This is a genomic window from Pseudomonas sp. LBUM1659 (assembly GCF_059716045.1).
Map to the genome: position 1 here is coordinate 6,179,901 of NZ_CP166797.1, position 17,909 is coordinate 6,197,809.

Below are 17,909 nucleotides of genomic sequence, written 5' to 3' on the forward strand. Positions count from 1 at the left end.
AGGCACATAAGTTTTAAGGCAATTTAGGTGCCATGGCACAGTTATTAAATTATTGCCTTAACGAGATATAACCTACCGGCATTTATATAAATTTATAAATACCGATCGGCTATATGGGGAGTTATATCGGATAAGACTGCGGATCAAAATCGCGGATCAAGATCGCGGCGCGTATGCAAATACATCCGCGCGCATCTGATGAGCATCCATTCCGGCTTCAACCAGCACATCCAGCGTGCCGTAGACCATGGCCGGTGAGCCGCTGGCGTAGACATGCAAGGATTTGAGATCCGGGAAATCCTCACACACCGCTTCATGCAGCATCCCGCAGCGCCCTCCCCACCCGCACTGATCGCTGACGACTTTATGCAGGAACAAATTGGGCAGCTTCAGCCATTCATCCCAATGCTCAATCTCGTAAAAGTCTTCAGGACGGCGCACGCCCCAGTACAGGTGAACCGGATACTTGAAGCCCGTGGCGCGGCAGTGTTCGATCAGACTGTGGATCTGGCCCATGCCGGTGCCTGCGGCGATCAACACCAGCGGGCCGTCCGGCAATTCCGCCAGATGCGTATCGCCAAATGGCAGTTCGACTCGCACCATCGGATTGCGCTGAAGCTGGCTGATCAGATTCAACGCACTGCTTTCGCGCGCCAATACATGAATTTCCAGATCACGCCCACCATGGGGTGCGGACGCCAGGGAAAACGCGGATTTTTCGCCGCTTTCACGCTCGATCATCAGGTACTGGCCCGCGTGATAACGCGGTGGTTTACCGGCCGGCGCGCGCAGCCGTACACGCCAGGTGTCGCCGCCGACGTCCCTGCACTCAATGACCTGACACGACACGCTGCGCACCGGCAGTTCTCCCAGCGCGAGCACGCCATCCCACAGCACGATGCAGTCTTCCAGCGGCTCTGCTATGCAAGTGTAGAACTCGCCATGGTCGCGCACACTACCGGCTTGCTCGACCCGCCCTTCCACCAGCAACGCCGCGCACACGTGGCAATTGCCGTTGCGGCAGCTTTGCGGGCATTCATAGCCCAGGCGCCGCGCACCATCGAGAATCCGCTCGCCGGGCTGAATATCCAGCACTGCTCCGGAGGGCTGCAAGGTTACACGCATCAATCTATTCCTAACTGATTCCAGATGGCATCGATCCGTTGGGTCACGGCGTCGTCCTTGACGATCACCCGGCCCCACTCGCGAGTGGTTTCGCCCGGCCATTTATGCGTGGCATCGAGCCCCATTTTCGACCCCAGGCCTGAGATCGGCGAAGCGAAGTCGAGGTAGTCGATCGGCGTGTTGTCGATCATCACCGTGTCGCGCTTGGGGTCCATGCGCGTGGTGATGGCCCAGATCACGTCGTTCCAGTCTCGCGCGTTGATGTCGTCATCAGTGACGATAACGAACTTGGTGTACATGAACTGTCGCAAAAACGACCAGACACCAAGCATTACCCGCTTGGCATGACCCGGATACGACTTCTTCATGGTCACGATGGCCATGCGGTACGAGCAACCTTCAGGCGGCAGGTAGAAGTCGGTGATTTCCGGGAACTGCTTCTGCAGGATCGGCACGAACACTTCGTTCAGCGCCACGCCGAGAATTGCCGGCTCATCCGGTGGGCGGCCGGTGTAGGTGCTGTGGTAGATCGGCTTGATCCGATGGGTGATGCGTTCGACGGTGAACACCGGGAAGCTGTCGACTTCGTTGTAATAACCGGTGTGGTCGCCATACGGACCTTCGTCGGCCATCTCACCCGGATGGATCACGCCTTCAAGGATGATCTCGGCAGTGGCCGGGACTTGCAGGTCATTGCCACGGCACTTCACCAGCTCGGTGCGATTACCGCGCAGCAGACCGGCAAACGCGTATTCGGAAAGACTGTCCGGTACCGGTGTTACGGCACCGAGGATGGTCGCCGGGTCAGCGCCCAACGCCACGGACACTGGGAATGGCTGGCCAGGGTGCTTCTCGCACCACTCGCGATAATCCAGCGCACCGCCACGGTGGCTCAACCAGCGCATGATGACCTTGTTGCGGCCAATCACTTGCTGACGGTAGATACCGAGGTTCTGGCGGTCCTTGTTCGGACCTTTGGTGACGGTCAGGCCCCAGGTGATCAGCGGTCCCACATCACCCGGCCAGCAGGTTTGCACGGGGAGCATCGCCAGATCGACATCGTCGCCTTCGATGACCACTTCCTGGCACACCGCGTCTTTGACGACTTTCGGCGCCATGGCGATGATCTTGCGGAAGATCGGCAACTTCGACCAGGCGTCTTTCAAGCCCTTCGGAGGCTCGGGCTCTTTGAGGAAAGCCAGCAGCTTGCCGATCTCGCGCAGCTCACTGACCGCCTCGGCACCCATACCCAACGCCACGCGCTCAGGGGTGCCGAACAGGTTGCCGAGCACCGGGATGTCATAACCCGTGGGCTTTTCGAAAAGCAGCGCCGGACCTTTGGCACGCAGGGTGCGGTCGCAGACCTCGGTCATTTCGAGCACTGGGGACACCGGAATCTGGATGCGCTTGAGTTCGCCGCGCTTTTCCAGGCCGCTGATAAAGTCGCGCAAGTCGCGATACTGCATGCGTGAGCCTCGTGTTGGCCGTGCCGTTCGGGGGTGGCAGTTTAGCGCCGAACCCCTCTATTCAGAACCATGAACTGCGGATTGATCAAAAATCAGATAGCAAAAAGCCGGGTTTCCCCGGCTTTTTGGCCTGTTCAACTTACTTGCGTTTCATCGACAGGAAGAACTCATCGTTGGTCTTGGTCGTTTTCAGCTTGTCGACCAGGAACTCGATGGCAGCGATTTCGTCCATCGGGTGCAGCAGCTTGCGCAGGATCCACATGCGCTGCAACTCGTCGTCGGCTGTCAGCAACTCTTCGCGGCGCGTGCCGGAACGGTTGATGTTGATGGCCGGGAAGACGCGTTTTTCAGCGATACGACGATCCAGAGGCAGTTCCATGTTGCCGGTGCCTTTGAATTCTTCGTAGATCACTTCGTCCATCTTCGAGCCGGTTTCAACCAGCGCGGTGGCGATGATGGTCAGCGAGCCGCCTTCCTCGATGTTCCGCGCGGCGCCGAAGAAACGTTTCGGTTTTTCCAGGGCGTGGGCATCGACACCACCGGTCAGTACCTTGCCGGAGCTCGGGATCACGGTGTTGTAGGCGCGAGCCAGACGGGTGATGGAGTCGAGCAGGATCACCACGTCTTTCTTGTGTTCGACCAGGCGCTTGGCCTTCTCGATCACCATTTCGGCAACCTGCACGTGGCGGGTTGGCGGCTCGTCGAACGTCGAGGCAACCACTTCGCCGCGCACGGTGCGCTGCATTTCGGTCACTTCTTCCGGACGCTCGTCGATCAGCAAGACGATCAGATGAACTTCCGGGTTGTTACGTGCGATGTTCGCTGCAATGTTCTGCAGCATGATGGTTTTACCGGCTTTCGGCGGTGCAACGATCAGACCGCGCTGGCCTTTGCCGATCGGGGCGCACAGGTCGATGACACGACCGGTCAAGTCTTCGGTGGAACCGTTACCGGCTTCCATCTTCATGCGCACAGTCGGGAACAGCGGGGTCAGATTCTCGAAGAGAATCTTGTTTTTCGCGTTCTCGGGACGATCGTAGTTGATCGTATCAACCTTGAGCAGCGCGAAATAACGCTCGCCTTCCTTTGGAGGGCGGATCTTGCCAACGATGGTGTCACCGGTGCGCAAGTTAAAGCGACGGATCTGGCTTGGCGAGACGTAGATATCGTCCGGGCCGGCCAGATAGGAAGCGTCAGCGGAGCGCAGGAAGCCGAAGCCGTCCTGGAGAATCTCCAGCACGCCATCACCGGAGATTTCCTCGCCGCTTTTAGCGTGCTTTTTGAGCAGGGAGAAAATCACGTCCTGCTTGCGCGAACGGGCCATATTTTCTATGCCCATCTGTTCGGCCAATTCGAGCAGTTCGGTAATCGGCTTTTGCTTGAGTTCAGTCAGATTCATATAGGAATGACGTAATCATTTATGGAGGGGGGAAATTAAGCTTTTGGCTTAATGAGGCCGCGCCGCAGAGAAGGCGACAGGATCGCGTACTTATTCGAAAAGGAGTGCGTCGGCGACGGCTAGCAGGGGGCAATGGAGAAACCAGTGCGGGGCCGAATGTAACACCTGAGTTTCGGAGCGTCTAGCCCTGAATAACGAAAAGGCCCCGCAATGTGCGGGGCCTTTTTGATGACGCTTAGATCAACGCTTAGATGTTGGCGTCGAGGAAAGCAGCCAGCTGCGACTTGGACAGTGCGCCGACCTTGGTCGCTTCAACGTTGCCGTTCTTGAACAGCATCAGGGTCGGGATACCACGCACGCCATGCTTGGCCGGTGTTTCCTGGTTTTCGTCGATGTTCAGTTTGGCAACGGTCAGCTTGCCTTTGTAGGTTTCAGCAATTTCGTCCAGAACAGGAGCGATCATTTTGCAAGGGCCGCACCATTCAGCCCAGTAGTCGACCAGTACAGCGCCTTCGGCCTTGAGGACGTCGACGTCGAAGCTAGCGTCGGTGACGTGTTTGATAAGATCGCTGCTCATGGAAGTCTCCAGGTTGTAAGCAAAAAAACGTGGCCCATCATAGCGGCCCTTCCTTCGTTCAGGAAGGTGCAGATGATTGAGTCTCGCTATGGTGATCCATGAGTTTGGGTATAGCTCAAGTCATGAGGCGGCGGGAGCAACGAAGGCAATACCTGTACGCAACGCCGCGTTTCGTACATGTTCGTGCATAGCCTTCTGCGCAGCGCCGGATGCCCGCCGGGTCAGCGCGCGGAGGATTTTTCGGTGTTCCTGCCAGGTTTCCATGGCCCGCTCAGACCCGATGAACGGTAGTTTTTGGCTCTCCAGAAAGATCTCGGCGCTGGCGGTCAGGATGCTCAGCATCGCCTGATTCCCGCTGGCCAGCAGGATGCGTCGGTGGAACTCGAAATCCAGCCATGCCGCCGCCTCGAAGTCGCCGGCCTTCAATTCCTTGCGCATGGCAGCGACGTTGTCTTTGCTGCGCAGCCGAACGGGGGCAAGCCCCCTCGCCACAGGGTTGTGCTGGATCAACGCTTTGAACACTGCGCGTTGGCGCCAGCCGTTGATCGTGGCACGATGTCGAGGTTATCGACCGAGACCCTGACCATGCCGCAATCCCAAGCCAAGAATCTGTCCCTGATCGCCGCAATCGACCTGGGCTCCAACAGCTTTCACATGGTCGTGGCCAAGGCCCAGAACGGCGAAATCCGCATTCTCGAGCGTCTCGGGGAGAAGGTTCAGCTGGCCGCCGGCATCGACGAAGAGCGCCATCTCAACGAAGAATCCATGCAGCGCGGGCTTGATTGCCTCAAGCGTTTTGCCCAACTGATCAACGGTATGCCCCCGGGCGCCGTGCGCATCGTTGGCACCAACGCCCTGCGTGAGGCCCGTAACCGCGCCGAATTCATCCGTCGCGCCGAAGACATCCTCGGGCACCCGGTAGAAGTCATCTCCGGCCGTGAAGAAGCGCGCCTGATCTACCTCGGCGTGTCCCACACCCTCGCCGACACCCCGGGCAAACGCCTGGTGGCCGACATCGGCGGCGGCAGTACCGAATTCATCATCGGCCAGCGTTTTGAGCCGCTGCTGCGCGAAAGCCTGCAAATGGGCTGCGTCAGCTACACCCAGCGCTACTTCAAGGACGGCAAGATCACCCCGGCCCGCTACGCCCAGGCGTACACCGCGGCACGGCTGGAGATCATGAGCATTGAACACGCCCTGCACCGCCTGACCTGGGATGAAGCCATTGGCTCCTCGGGTACTATCCGCGCTATCGGCCTGGCGCTGAAGGCCGGCGGCCACGGCACTGGCGAGGTGAATGCCGAAGGTCTGGCCTGGCTCAAGCGCAAGCTGATCAAGCTCGGCGACGTCGAGAAAATCGACTTCGACGGCATCAAGCCCGACCGCCGGGCGATTTTCCCGGCGGGCCTGGCGATTCTCGAAGCGATTTTCGACGCCCTCGAACTCAAGCGCATGGACCACTGCGAAGGCGCGCTACGTGAAGGCGTGCTCTACGACCTGTTGGGCCGTCATCACCACGAAGACGTCCGTGAGCGCACGCTCAGCTCGTTGATGGAGCGTTATCACGTCGATCAGGAACAAGCGGTACGGGTTGAACGCAAGGCGCTGCATGCCTTCGATCAAGTCGCCAAGGACTGGGATCTGGATGACGGTGTCTGGCGTGAACTGCTCGGCTGGGCCGCCAAAGTCCACGAAGTGGGCCTGGACATCGCGCACTATCAGTACCACAAGCACGGCGCCTACCTGATCGAGCACTCGGACCTGGCCGGGTTCTCCCGCGAGGACCAGCAAATGCTGGCCCTGCTGGTACGTGGTCACCGGCGCAACATTCCCAAGGACAAATTCGCCGAGTTCGGCGATGACGGCATCAAGCTGATTCGTCTGTGCGTATTGCTGCGCTTTGCGATCCTGTTCCATCACATCCGCGGCACCCAGCAAATGCCTCAGGTAGAGCTGCGCGCCAAGGGCAACAGCCTGGAAGTGCTGTTCCCGGATCAATGGCTGGACGACAACCAACTGACCCAGGCCGACTTCGCCATCGAAGCTGAATGGCTCACCCGCGTCGATATCGTGCTGAGCGCTCGCTGAAACACCCGCTTGTAGGAGCACGGCTTGCCGGCGATGGCGATCTCACGGGAGCCACCGCCGGCAAGCCGTGCTCCTGCAGGGGGCGGTGGTGAAACAAAAATGGCGATCCCTTGGGATCGCCATTTTTTTACATCAGGCCAGCGTTAACGCACCGTCAGGATCGGGCTGCCCAAACGCTCCAGCAATGTCGCCTGGGCACTGCGCGGGTTCTGGTTGCCGGTCGGCGTGTTACGGACGTAACGACCGTCCGACTGCAAGCTCCAGCTGTGCGTGTTATCCGTGAGGTACAGCTCCAGCTCTTTTTTGACCCGCACAATCAGCTTGCGACCTTCCACCGGGAAGCAGGTCTCGACGCGCTTGTCGAGGTTGCGTTCCATCCAGTCGGCACTGGAGAGGAACATCTGTTCTTCGCCGCCATTGAGGAAGTAGAAGACCCGCGTGTGTTCCAGGAAACGACCGATGATCGAGCGCACGTGGATGTTGTGCGAAACCCCGGCGATGCCCGGACGCAGGCAGCACATGCCGCGCACTATCAGGTCGATACGCACCCCGGACTGACTGGCCTTGTACAGCGCGCGGATGATCTTGGGATCGGTCAGCGAGTTGAACTTGGCAATGATGTGCGCCGGCTTGCCATCGAGGGCGAACTGAGTCTCCCGGGCAATCATGTCGAGCATGCCCTTCTTCAGCGTGAACGGCGCATGCAGCAGCTTCTTCATGCGCAGGGTTTTACCCATACCGATCAACTGGCTGAACAGTTTGCCGACGTCTTCGCACAAGGCATCGTCGGAGGTCAGCAGGCTGTAGTCGGTGTAAAGGCGGGCGTTGCCGGCGTGATAGTTGCCCGTGCCCAAGTGGGCGTAACGGACAATTTCACCCGCCTCGCGACGCAGAATCAGCATCATCTTGGCGTGGGTCTTGAAACCGACCACGCCGTAGATCACCACTGCACCGGCCGCTTGCAGGCGGCTGGCCAGTTGCAGGTTGGATTCTTCGTCGAACCGTGCACGCAATTCGATCACCGCCGTGACCTCTTTGCCGTTACGCGCCGCATCCACCAGCGCATCGACGATTTCCGAGTTGGCGCCAGAACGGTACAGGGTCTGACGCACGGCCAGCACGTGCGGGTCCTTGGCGGCCTGACGCAGCAGGTCGACCACCGGGGTAAACGATTCGAACGGGTGCAACAGCAGGATGTCCTGCTTGCTGATCACGCTGAAGATGTTCTCGCTGTTTTGCAGCAGTTTCGGGATCTGCGGCGTGAACGGCAGGTATTGCAGCTCGCGCTGGCTGTCCAGGCCGGTGATGCTGAACAGACGCGTCAGGTTCACCGGACCGTTGACCTGATACAGCTCGGACTCGCTCAGGTTGAATTGCTTGAGCAGGTAGTCCGACAGGTGTTTCGGGCAGGTGTCAGCCACTTCCAGACGCACCGCATCACCGTAGCGACGCGAGAACAGTTCGCCGCGCAACGCGCGGGCCAGGTCTTCGACATCCTCGGAATCCAGCGCCAGGTCGGCGTTGCGGGTCAGACGGAACTGGTAGCAGCCCTTGACCTTCATGCCCTGGAACAAGTCATCGGCGTGGGCGTGGATCATCGACGACAGGAACACATAGTTGTCGCCGGCGCCGCCGACTTCTTCCGGCACCTTGATGACCCGCGGCAGCAGGCGCGGCGCCGGGATAATCGCCAGACCGGAATCGCGACCGAAGGCGTCGATGCCTTCGAGCTCGACGATGAAGTTCAGGCTCTTGTTTACCAGCAACGGGAACGGGTGCGTCGGGTCGAGACCGATCGGGGTGATGATCGGCGCGATCTCGTCGCGGAAATAACGGCGAACCCAGGTTTTGAGCTTGGTGGTCCAGTGACGACGACGGATGAAGCGGACCTGATGTTTTTCCAGCTCTGGCAACAGAATGTCGTTGAGGATCGCGTACTGACGGTCAACGTGACCGTGCACCAGTTCGCTGATGCGGGCCAGGGCCTGATGCGGTTGCAGACCATCGGCGCCGGCTTGTTCACGGGCGAAGGTGATCTGTTTCTTCAGGCCGGCCACACGAATTTCGAAGAACTCGTCCAGGTTGCTGGAGAAGATCAGCAGAAACTTCAGCCGCTCCAGCAACGGGTAGGACTCATCCAGCGCCTGTTCCAGCACGCGGATGTTGAACTGCAGTTGCGAGAGCTCGCGATGGATGTACAGGCTGCTGTCATCCAGTCCGGGAATGGCAATCGCAGGCGCCGCAGCTGCGGCAGCGGTTTCCGCCACCACCGCGGGCGGAGCGGGCTCCAGCTCCGGCGGGGTTTCTGCGATTTGCTCGACCACAGGTTGAGCCTCTTTTACGGCAACTTCAGTGAGTACTTCGGTATTCATGAAATGTTCCTGGGAGGGCTATTTTTGCTCTCGTAACAGTTGAGCGGCACGGACGGCAAAGTAAGTCAGGATGCCATCGGCGCCTGCACGTTTAAAAGCGGTCAGGGATTCGAGAATAACCCCTTCGCTCAACCAGCCATTCTGGATCGCCGCCATGTGCATGGCGTATTCGCCGCTGACTTGATAAACAAACGTCGGCACTTTGAACTCTTCTTTGACCCGGTAAAGGATGTCCAGATACGGCATGCCTGGCTTGACCATGACCATGTCCGCGCCTTCTGACAAGTCTGCCGCCACTTCGTGCAGGGCTTCGTTGCTGTTGGCCGGGTCCATCTGATAACTGGCCTTGTTGGCCTTGCCCAGGTTCAGCGCCGAACCGACCGCGTCGCGGAACGGGCCATAATAGGCGCTGGCGTATTTTGCCGAATAGGCCATGATCCGCACGTTGACGTGATCGGCCAGCTCCAGAGCTTCGCGGATGGCCTGGATGCGACCGTCCATCATGTCGGACGGGGCCACCACCTGCGCGCCAGCTTCGGCATGGGACAGGGCCTGCCTGACCAGTGCATCGACGGTAATGTCGTTCTGCACGTAGCCTTCTTCGTCGATGATGCCGTCCTGACCGTGGGTGGTAAACGGGTCCAGGGCAACATCGGTGATCACCCCCAGCTCCGGGAACTGCGCGCGCAAGGCGCGAGTGGCGCGCTGGGCAATACCGTTCGGGTTCCAGGCTTCGGCGGCATCCAGTGTCTTGAGCTCAGGTGGCGTGACCGGGAACAGCGCCAACGCCGGAATCCCCAGCTCGACCCACTTCGCGGCTTCTTCCAGCAACAGATCGATGGTCAGGCGTTCGACGCCCGGCATCGAGGCCACCGCCTCGCGACGGTTTTCACCGTCCAGGACGAACACCGGCAGGATCAGGTCATCGACGCTCAGAACGTTTTCCCGAACCAGTCGACGCGAAAATTCATCACGACGGTTGCGACGCAGACGGGTGGCGGGAAACAGACGGTTGGCGGGGGTAAAGCTCACGGCAGACTCCTGAGCTCGCGCTGGCGGGCGAGCGTGACAGTTATAAGCGACCATTATGACCAACACATGACAGTTATGTGCACCCCTGCGGCAGGTAGTCGCATTCCATTGTCGTTGTAGGAAATGTTCACGTCGAGACACATTTGGACACTTTCATGAATGTGCACGAAGGGTTAGGCTGCGCGTTCATTTCGCCAGCACCCAGACAATGCTCCAACAATTTCTGCACGACTTTGGCTACTTTGCCCTGTTTCTCGGCACGTTCTTCGAAGGCGAAACCATCCTTGTGCTCGCCGGCTTCCTCGCGTTCCGCGGATACATGGACATCAATCTGGTGGTGGTTGTGGCGTTCTTCGGCAGTTATGCCGGTGATCAGCTGTGGTATTTCATGGGACGCAAGCACGGTCGTAAATTGCTGGCCCGCAAGCCGCGCTGGCAAATGATGGGTGATCGGGCGCTGGAGCACATCCGCAAGCACCCGGACATCTGGGTGCTGAGCTTCCGCTTTGTCTACGGTTTGCGCACTGTGATGCCGGTGGCCATCGGCCTGTCGGGCTATCCACCGGGACGTTATCTGCTGTTGAACGGGATTGGTGCGGCGATCTGGGCGACCGCACTGGCCGCAGCGGCTTATCACTTTGGCGCGGTGCTGGAAGGCATGCTCGGCAGCGTCAAGAAGTACGAACTGTGGGTGCTCGGCGCCCTGCTGGTAGTGGGCTTGGGCCTGTGGCTGCGTCGTCGTTTCAAAAATGCCCGTCTGGCGAAAAAAGTCTACGCCGACGAGCAAGCCCTGAAAGCCGAACGAGTCAATGTAGAAGTGCCTAAGACGCCAAGCGAGTGAAGCGGTTTCTGCAACAGTAGAGGCCGATGACACTGAACAAGCTGTAACTGAGCAGGCCGACCCAACCCACCGCGCTGGCCGGCCACAGCCCGACTACCGGCGCCAGCCATACCAGCGGCACGTTCGATGCCAGCCGCAGCAGCTCCAGCTTCAACGCCCACGGGCGATTCTCCAGGGCCACGCCCAATGTAAACAACCCCAGCGCCACCGCCCCCCAGCCAAGTACCAACGCGGCAGCTGGCAGGCTCCTTTCCAGGTTCATCAAGTAGCTGCCGAGCGCGATGTAGGCGCAAAACTGCAACACCACATACAGTTGCTGACGGCTGTCCATGGGCACCTCGAATTTACGGAACAGACTCAAGTCAGGCTTGCTCGTCGGGTACTTGGCCGCCACATCCGCCGGACGCCAACCGGTGCGCATGAACCAGATCCGCAGCTTGTCCCACTTGCTCTCGGCACGCCGCGCGTCATCCCACAACTGCGCATAGAACTGCACGTTTGCCCACAGCGGATTCCAGCTCGCCAACGGCGTGGTCACGCCGAAAATCACCGGCTCGTTGTCGTCTTCTTCTTGAAACGAGCCAAATAGCCGGTCCCAAATAATGAACACCCCACCGTAGTTGCGATCCATGTAGAGAGCATTCTGCGCATGGTGAGCCCGGTGATTGGACGGTGTCACGAAGAACCATTCGAACCAGCCGAGCTTGGGAATGTGCCTGGTATGCACCCAGAACTGATACAGCAGGTTCAGCGCCGCCACGCTGACGAACACCAGCAGCGGCACGCCGAGCACGGCCATCGGCAGGTAGAAAATCCAGCTCAGCAGAAAGCCGGTGCTGGTCTGGCGCAGCGCCGTGGAAAGGTTGTACTCCTCGCTCTGGTGATGCACCGAGTGTGCGGCCCAGAGGATATTGCGTTCATGGCCCATGCGGTGCAGCCAGTAGTAGCAGAAGTCGTAGAGGACAAAGGCAAATATCCAGACCCAAACGCTGTCGGCCGATAGCTCGAATAGCGCCATATGCTCAAGGGCAAACGCGTAGGTCAACAGCCCGACACCTTTGGTCAACAGGCCCGTAGTGGTCGACAGCACACCGGCGCTCAAGCTGTTGATCGCATCGGCCACGCGATAATGGCTGACCCCGCGCCAACGATCGGCCAGCAGTTCCACGGCAATCAGTACAAAGAAAAAAGGCACCGCATACAGAATGAAGTCCATGACGCGCCCTGATCGGAATTTTGAGGACAGATGTTAGGTGTAACCGCGTATTTACCCTATGGCAACGAGTGACAAATTAGTGGACATTTAACGTCATGAATCTGGAGAAAAAACCATGAGCAAAAAAATTGCAGTGATCCTTTCCGGCTGTGGCGTGTACGACGGCGCCGAGATCCACGAAAGCGTGATTACCCTGCTGAGACTGGACCAGCGTGGCGCTCAGGTGCAGTGCTTTGCCCCGAACATCGCGCAATTGCATGTGATCAATCACCTGACCGGCGACGAAATGCCTGAGTCGCGCAATGTATTGGTGGAATCGGCGCGGATCGCCCGGGGCAACATCAAGGATATTCGCGAGGCCGATGTCGACGACTTCGACGCGCTGATCGTTCCCGGCGGATTTGGCTCAGCCAAGAACCTGTCGAACTTCGCCATCGAAGGCGCGGGTTGCACCGTGCAACCGGATGTCCTGGCGCTGACCGAAGCCTTCGCCGAAGCGGGGAAGCCAGTCGGCTTGATGTGCATCTCGCCAGCGCTGGCGGCGAAGATCTATGGCCCGGGGGTGAACTGCACCATCGGCAACGACGCCGAGACTGCGGCAGCCATGAACAAAATGGGCGCGACCCACACCGATTGCGCCGTGACCGAAATCGTCGAAGACCGGGCACGTAAACTGGTGAGTACACCGGCGTACATGTTGGCGCAGAGCATCAGTGAGGCGGCCTCCGGCATCAACAAAATGGTTGACCGCGTCCTCGAACTGACCCACGAAAACGACGCCTGACACTATTCCACTGTAGGAGCTGGCTTGCCAGCGAAGACGGCGGCACATCCAGCAGCGATGTGACTGACACACCGCTTTCGCGGGCAAGCCCGCTCCCACAGGGATCACCGCTTGGCTCAGGACTTTCGGCTCAACCGGGTGAGTATCCGGTCCAGCGCATTGGCGAACGCCTGCTTCTCTCGTTCGCCAAACGGTGCCGGTCCGCCGCCCATCTGCCCCTGTTCTCGCAGGTCGGTGAACAGATTGCGCACCGCGAGCCGGTCGCCCATGTTCTGCGCATCGAACTCTTTGCCCCGCGGGTCCAGCGCGGCCACGCCCTTCTTCACCAGACGGTCCGCCAGCGGCACATCGCTGCAAATCACCAGCTCACCCGGCACCGCATGCTCCACCAGGTAATCATCGGCGGCGTCCGGACCACTCGGCACCACGATCAACTTCACCAGCGCCAGCCCCGGCTTGATCTGCGGCTGCCCCGCCACCAACACCACTTCGTACTGGCGCTTGAGGGCGGACTTCACCACCAGATCCTTGGCCGCCCGTGGGCAGGCGTCGGCGTCGATCCAGACTCGCATCATTTTTTCCTCTTCCAAAAAAAATCGCGAGCAGGCTCGCCTCCCACAGAATACACATCATCCTTGTGGGAGCGAGCCTGCTCGCGATTATGAGCGCAGCGAATGCCGTTAAGAGATTGTCACCCGCTGCTTCTCCGCCATCCGACTACGGCTATACAACACAACAATCGCAATGATCGCCACCGCCTGAGCACTCAGCGAATACGCATCCGCATGAATGCCCAGCCAGTCAAAATCAAAGAACGGCACCGGCCGGGTGCCGAAGATCCCGGCTTCCTGCAGCGCTTTCACGCCATGCCCGGCGAACACCACCGACAACGCGCACAGCAGAGCGGCGTTGATGCTGAAGAACAACGCCAGCGGCAACTTCGCCGAACCGCGCAGAATCACCCACGCCAGCCCCACCAACAGCACCAGCGCCGTCGCGCCGCCGGCCAGCAACGCGTTGTGCCCGGCAGGTCCGGCCTGCAGCCATAGGGTTTCGTAGAACAGAATCACTTCGAACAACTCGCGATACACCGAGAAGAACGCCAGGATCGCAAAACCGAAACGCCCGCCACCACCCACCAGGCTGCTTTTGATGTAATCCTGCCACGCCGCCGCATGGCGACGGTCGTGCATCCACACCCCGAGCCAGAGCACCATGACCGAGGCAAACAGCGCCGTCGCGCCTTCCAGCAGCTCACGCTGCGAGCCGCTGACATCGATCACGTACGCCGCCAGCGCCCAGGTCGCCAGACCGGCCACCAGTGCCAGGCCCCAACCGACATTGACGCTGCGCACGGCCGATTGCTGACCGGTGTTGCGCAGGAAAGCCAGGATCGCCGCCAGCACCAGGATGGCTTCCAGGCCTTCACGCAGCAAAATCAGCAGACCAGAGATGAAGCTCAGGGACCAACTCAAGCCATCGCTGCCCAGCAGGCCCGCAGATTCCTTCAATTTGTTCTTGGCCGTGTCCAGGCGCTGTTGGGCCTGGGCCACCGGCAAACCGTCCTGCAACGACTGACGGTAGGCCATTAGCGATTTTTCAGTGTCCTTGCGCACGTTGGCATCGACGTTGTCGAGGGAGCTTTCGACCAGCTCGAAGCCTTCCAGATACGCTGCGACAGACAGGTCATAGGCTTGGTCCTGATCGCCGGCACGGTAGGCGGCGATGCTCTTGTCCAGAGTAGCGGCGGTGTAATCGAGCAACTGCGCCGGGCCACGCTTGACCTGCGGCGGTTGCGCCCGCTGCGCACGGAACGTGGCGGCGCCTTGTGGGCCATCAGCGGCCTGTACTTCGGCCGGCGTCTGACGCCCGAGGTCGGCGATGTTGTAGATCTTGTCGGATTTGGCAACCGCCGGATCGGCGCTGAAGCTGGCGATGTAGGTGGCCAGGTCCCAGCGCTGACGATCGTCAAGCTGATCGGCGAAGGCCGGCATGTCGGTGCCTTCGATACCCTGGCCCAAGGTGCTGTAGAGCGCGTAGAGGCTCAGATGATCCAGGCGTGCCGTATCACGCAGATTGGACGGTGGCGGTGTCAAGCCCACCCCCGCAGGACCATCGCCAGCCCCCGCATCACCGTGGCATACCGAACAATGTTGGGCATACAGCGGTGCACCTCGGGCCGGATCCGGAGTAATGATCGGAGCCTGACTGACTTCAAAGGTCACGGCCAGTTTCGCACCCAGTTGCCGGGCCTGACGGGCCACGTCCGCTCCGTCCTGACGGGTCGCGATGGCACTGGCCAGCGAGCTGACACCCTGCTCCAGCCCGGCTTTCTCCTGCTTGGCCGGCATCGCACTGATCAAGCCTTGCAAGGTTTTGATGGATTCCAGCTGCTCGCGGTATTCGGACTCATCGATCACCTTGCCCGCTTGCACGGTTTGCGGGTAATCCGCGCTGATGTAATCGAGTAAATGCAGCGCTTGCGGCGCGCCTTCCACGGTGTCGGCCAGCAGATTGGAACTGCACAAGGCAAACAGCGGAAGCACCAGCCAGGCCAGAAAACGGGACGGGGCAGTCATGAATGAATCTCAATTGGTAATACGAAGTAACACATTGTTCCCTCCCAATGACTTTCACTCAAGCTTTGTTCGCAAGCACCGCCGGTTCTGTGCTTGTTCGGACATGAAAAAGGCGACCTCAAGGGGTAATGCCGATCAGTTAAGCCTTCTCGCTTGACCTTTGGCCGCAAGAAATCAAAATCCGATGCCTGTACTGGCATCGGATTTTTTATGCGTCTCGCTCGGGCACTGGAACTGACCCACAACATCGCCTCTACCCCCCGCTCTATCGAGGGATTGGATGCCTTGCTCGATCCCTCTTTGGTCGAGCAGGCACTTGAACAGGCAGGCGTGGCGACGCTGTGCAAGCGCCGTTTGCCGTTGGAAATGATGCTCTGGTGCGTGATCTCCATGGCGTTCTTCCGGCGCATGTCGGCGTGGGACGTGGTCAGTCGCATGAACATCATGCTGCCAGGACAACGGCCGTTGGTCGCCCCCAGCGCTGTAGTCCAGGCCCGTCAGAGATTGGGCAGCGAAGCTGTACGACAAGTCTTCGATCTGACCCAGAAAAGTTGGCACGAAGCGGCTGGCCATCCGACTTGGGCCGGTTTGCGCTTACTGGGTGTTGATGGCGTCGTCTGGCGAACGCCCGACACCCCTGAAAACCGTGCGCGTTTCGACTCCGCCAGCAACCAGCATGGCGACACCGGTTTTCCTCAGGTGCGCATGGTCTGCCAAATGGAGTTGACCAGCCACTTGCTGATTGGCAGCGCTTTTGACGGCTACCGCAGCAACGAAATGAAACTGGCCGAGCAACTGATCGAAACCACGCCCGATCACTCGTTGACGCTGTTTGATCGTGGTTTTTACTCGTTAGGTTTACTGCATCAGTGGCAGCAAGCAGGCGTTGAACGCCACTGGCTGATGCCGCTGAAAAAAGGCTCGCAGTATGAGGTGATCCAGCGTTTGGGGTGCCAGGATGCGATTGTTTCGCTGAGTACCTCGCCGCAGGCCCGCAAGCAATGGCCGGGCCTGCCAGAGCGCCTGACCGCACGACTCCTGAGCAAAACCGTCAAGGGCAAGGTGTGTCAGATTCTGTCCTCGATGGCCGACCCATTGCGCTTTCCGGCCGACGAAATCGTCGATCTGTACAGCCAGCGTTGGGAGATCGAACTCGGGTTTCGGGAAATGAAACAGACTCTGCTCAACAGCAGTTACACGCTGCGCAGCAAAACGCCCGAGATGATCGAGCAGGAATGGTGGGGCGTGTTGTTGGGCTACAACTTGTTGCGCTATCAGATGGTGGAAATGAGTCGCCACTGTCCTGGGATTTACCCGTGCGAAATGAGCTTTACCGCCTGCACCTGGGCGATTCTCGGGTTTATCAACAGCGTCTCCGCCGACCGATCCGGGAACATCCCCAAATACTTGGCCGAGCTGCATGCTTCAGCGCCGCACTACGTGCTGCCGCATCGGCGGGAGGAGCGCCTTTATCCCCGGGCCATCCGGCTTAAATCACCGAAGTATCCGATCAAAAATAAAAATGCCAGTCAGCTTAACTGACTGGCATTAACCAAGGGGTCGCCTTTTTTGTACCTGAGTGCTTTAAACCGCGGCTTTACGCAGCGTCGCCATGAACGCCGCTGCGCCGATGAACAGCCCGGCAAAGGTGCGGTTCATGCGTTTTTGCTGCTGGGGTGTGCGCAACAGACGCAGCACTTTGGACGCCAGCCCGGTGTAACCGGCCATGACGATCAGGTCGACACAGATCATGGTCACGCCAATGATCAGATACTGCGCCAGCAACGGTGCATGCGGGTCAATGAACTGTGGCAACACCGCCAGCATGAATACCAGCGCCTTGGGGTTGCTGATGTTGACCAGGAAACCACGGAACACCAGCGCCATCGGCTTGCCGATCTGACGCACCGCCGCGTCATCGCTCATGTCGCTGGGCAGCGCGCGCCATTGCTTGATGGCGAGGTACACCAGGTACGCCACGCCGAACCATTTGATCGCATAGAAGGCAGAAGCTGAAGCCGTGAGGATCGCGCCCACACCGGCGCCGACAATCGCGATCTGCACCGCCAGGCCCAATTGCAGGCCCAGGGCATTCCAGTAACCGCGCCAAAAACCGTATTGCAAACCGCTGGACATCGACGCAATGGCGCCGGCACCGGGAGAGAGACTGATCACCCAGCAGGCGGCGAAAAACGCCAGCCATGTTTGAAGCTCCATTGCACACCTCGAATCAGACTCGTGACAGACGTCTAAGCTAATGCGGCTTTGGGTTGGTGACTATCAATATTTTTGCGAGATGCGACGGCTGACAACCAGTGTTTACAACCTCAGGGCCCCTTCGCGAGCAGGCTCGCTCCCACAATGATCTTCGGTGTTCACAAATTATGCGAACACCCATGCAACCCATGTGGGAGCGAGCCTGCTCGCGAA

The 17,909-nt window shown here is 59.4% G+C and carries 14 protein-coding genes and 1 pseudogene; 4 read left to right on the forward strand and 11 right to left on the reverse strand.

Annotated elements, in window-relative coordinates; translation table 11 throughout:
* Nucleotides 1–156: 156 nt before the first annotated feature.
* The 5 genes and pseudogenes from ACA048_RS28275 to ACA048_RS28295 all read right to left on the reverse strand — a co-directional run.
* Complete coding sequence (locus tag ACA048_RS28275; protein WP_497627198.1) at nt 157–1,125, reverse strand: CDP-6-deoxy-delta-3,4-glucoseen reductase; 969 nt, start codon at nt 1,123–1,125, stop codon at nt 157–159.
* Nucleotides 1,125–2,591 (reverse strand): 4-hydroxy-3-polyprenylbenzoate decarboxylase, encoded by a 1,467-nt coding sequence (ubiD, locus tag ACA048_RS28280; RefSeq protein ID WP_497627199.1) that lies wholly within the window; start codon nt 2,589–2,591, stop codon nt 1,125–1,127. The genes ACA048_RS28275 and ubiD overlap by 1 nt, the downstream gene beginning before the upstream one ends.
* 139 nt (nt 2,592–2,730) lie before the next feature.
* A complete protein-coding gene (gene rho / locus ACA048_RS28285) occupies nt 2,731–3,990 on the reverse strand; it encodes a transcription termination factor Rho (protein WP_007942421.1) in 1,260 nt (419 codons plus the stop codon).
* 247 nt (nt 3,991–4,237) lie between these two features.
* Entirely contained in the window at nt 4,238–4,567 is a 330-nt protein-coding gene (gene trxA / locus ACA048_RS28290) for a thioredoxin TrxA (RefSeq protein WP_008150340.1), read from the reverse strand.
* A 120-nt stretch (nt 4,568–4,687) separates the two neighbouring features.
* A pseudogene (locus ACA048_RS28295) lies at nt 4,688–5,056 on the reverse strand (FadR/GntR family transcriptional regulator); the annotation flags it as partial.
* Nucleotides 5,057–5,152: 96 nt separating this feature from the next.
* Here ACA048_RS28295 and ppx point away from each other — a divergent pair.
* Nucleotides 5,153–6,655 (forward strand): exopolyphosphatase, encoded by a 1,503-nt coding sequence (gene ppx / locus ACA048_RS28300; RefSeq protein WP_497629941.1) that lies wholly within the window; start codon nt 5,153–5,155, stop codon nt 6,653–6,655.
* A 143-nt stretch (nt 6,656–6,798) separates the two neighbouring features.
* Here the strand turns inward: ppx and ppk1 are convergent, their stop codons facing one another.
* Complete coding sequence (gene ppk1, locus ACA048_RS28305; protein WP_497627200.1) at nt 6,799–9,027, reverse strand: polyphosphate kinase 1; 2,229 nt, start codon at nt 9,025–9,027, stop codon at nt 6,799–6,801.
* Between the two features lie 18 nt (nt 9,028–9,045).
* Nucleotides 9,046–10,059, reverse strand: coding sequence for a porphobilinogen synthase (hemB, locus tag ACA048_RS28310; RefSeq protein WP_497627201.1), 1,014 nt, complete (start codon nt 10,057–10,059; stop codon nt 9,046–9,048).
* A 208-nt stretch (nt 10,060–10,267) separates the two neighbouring features.
* Between hemB and ACA048_RS28315 the strand changes: the two genes are divergently transcribed.
* Complete coding sequence (locus ACA048_RS28315) at nt 10,268–10,900, forward strand: DedA family protein (RefSeq protein WP_497627202.1); 633 nt, start codon at nt 10,268–10,270, stop codon at nt 10,898–10,900.
* On the opposite strand, the gene ACA048_RS28320 is transcribed toward ACA048_RS28315, so the two are convergent.
* A complete protein-coding gene (locus ACA048_RS28320; RefSeq protein WP_497627203.1) occupies nt 10,881–12,116 on the reverse strand; it encodes a sterol desaturase family protein in 1,236 nt (411 codons plus the stop codon). The genes ACA048_RS28315 and ACA048_RS28320 overlap by 20 nt on opposite strands.
* Nucleotides 12,117–12,231: 115 nt before the next feature.
* Between ACA048_RS28320 and elbB the strand changes: the two genes are divergently transcribed.
* Nucleotides 12,232–12,900, forward strand: coding sequence for an isoprenoid biosynthesis glyoxalase ElbB (gene elbB / locus ACA048_RS28325; RefSeq protein WP_497627204.1), 669 nt, complete (start codon nt 12,232–12,234; stop codon nt 12,898–12,900).
* Between the two features lie 116 nt (nt 12,901–13,016).
* On the opposite strand, the gene ACA048_RS28330 is transcribed toward elbB, so the two are convergent.
* Both ACA048_RS28330 and ACA048_RS28335 read right to left on the reverse strand, forming a co-directional pair.
* Nucleotides 13,017–13,472: a YaiI/YqxD family protein gene (locus ACA048_RS28330; RefSeq protein ID WP_497629942.1), complete on the reverse strand. Its 456-nt coding sequence runs from the start codon at nt 13,470–13,472 to the stop codon at nt 13,017–13,019.
* 108 nt (nt 13,473–13,580) lie between these two features.
* The gene (locus ACA048_RS28335) at nt 13,581–15,479 is read right to left on the reverse strand and encodes an FTR1 family protein (protein ID WP_497627205.1); all 1,899 of its coding nucleotides are present in this window, start codon (nt 15,477–15,479) and stop codon (nt 13,581–13,583) included.
* Between the two features lie 210 nt (nt 15,480–15,689).
* Here ACA048_RS28335 and ACA048_RS28340 point away from each other — a divergent pair, with 210 nt between their 5' ends.
* Nucleotides 15,690–17,021, forward strand: a complete 1,332-nt coding sequence (locus ACA048_RS28340; protein ID WP_497625789.1) for an IS4 family transposase — start codon at nt 15,690–15,692, stop codon at nt 17,019–17,021.
* 42 nt (nt 17,022–17,063) lie between these two features.
* On the opposite strand, the gene rhtB is transcribed toward ACA048_RS28340, so the two are convergent.
* Nucleotides 17,064–17,696 carry a homoserine/homoserine lactone efflux protein gene (gene rhtB / locus ACA048_RS28345; RefSeq protein WP_027926427.1) on the reverse strand — a complete coding sequence of 211 codons (633 nt, stop codon included), beginning with the start codon at nt 17,694–17,696 and terminating at the stop codon, nt 17,064–17,066.
* Nucleotides 17,697–17,909 lie beyond the last annotated feature (213 nt).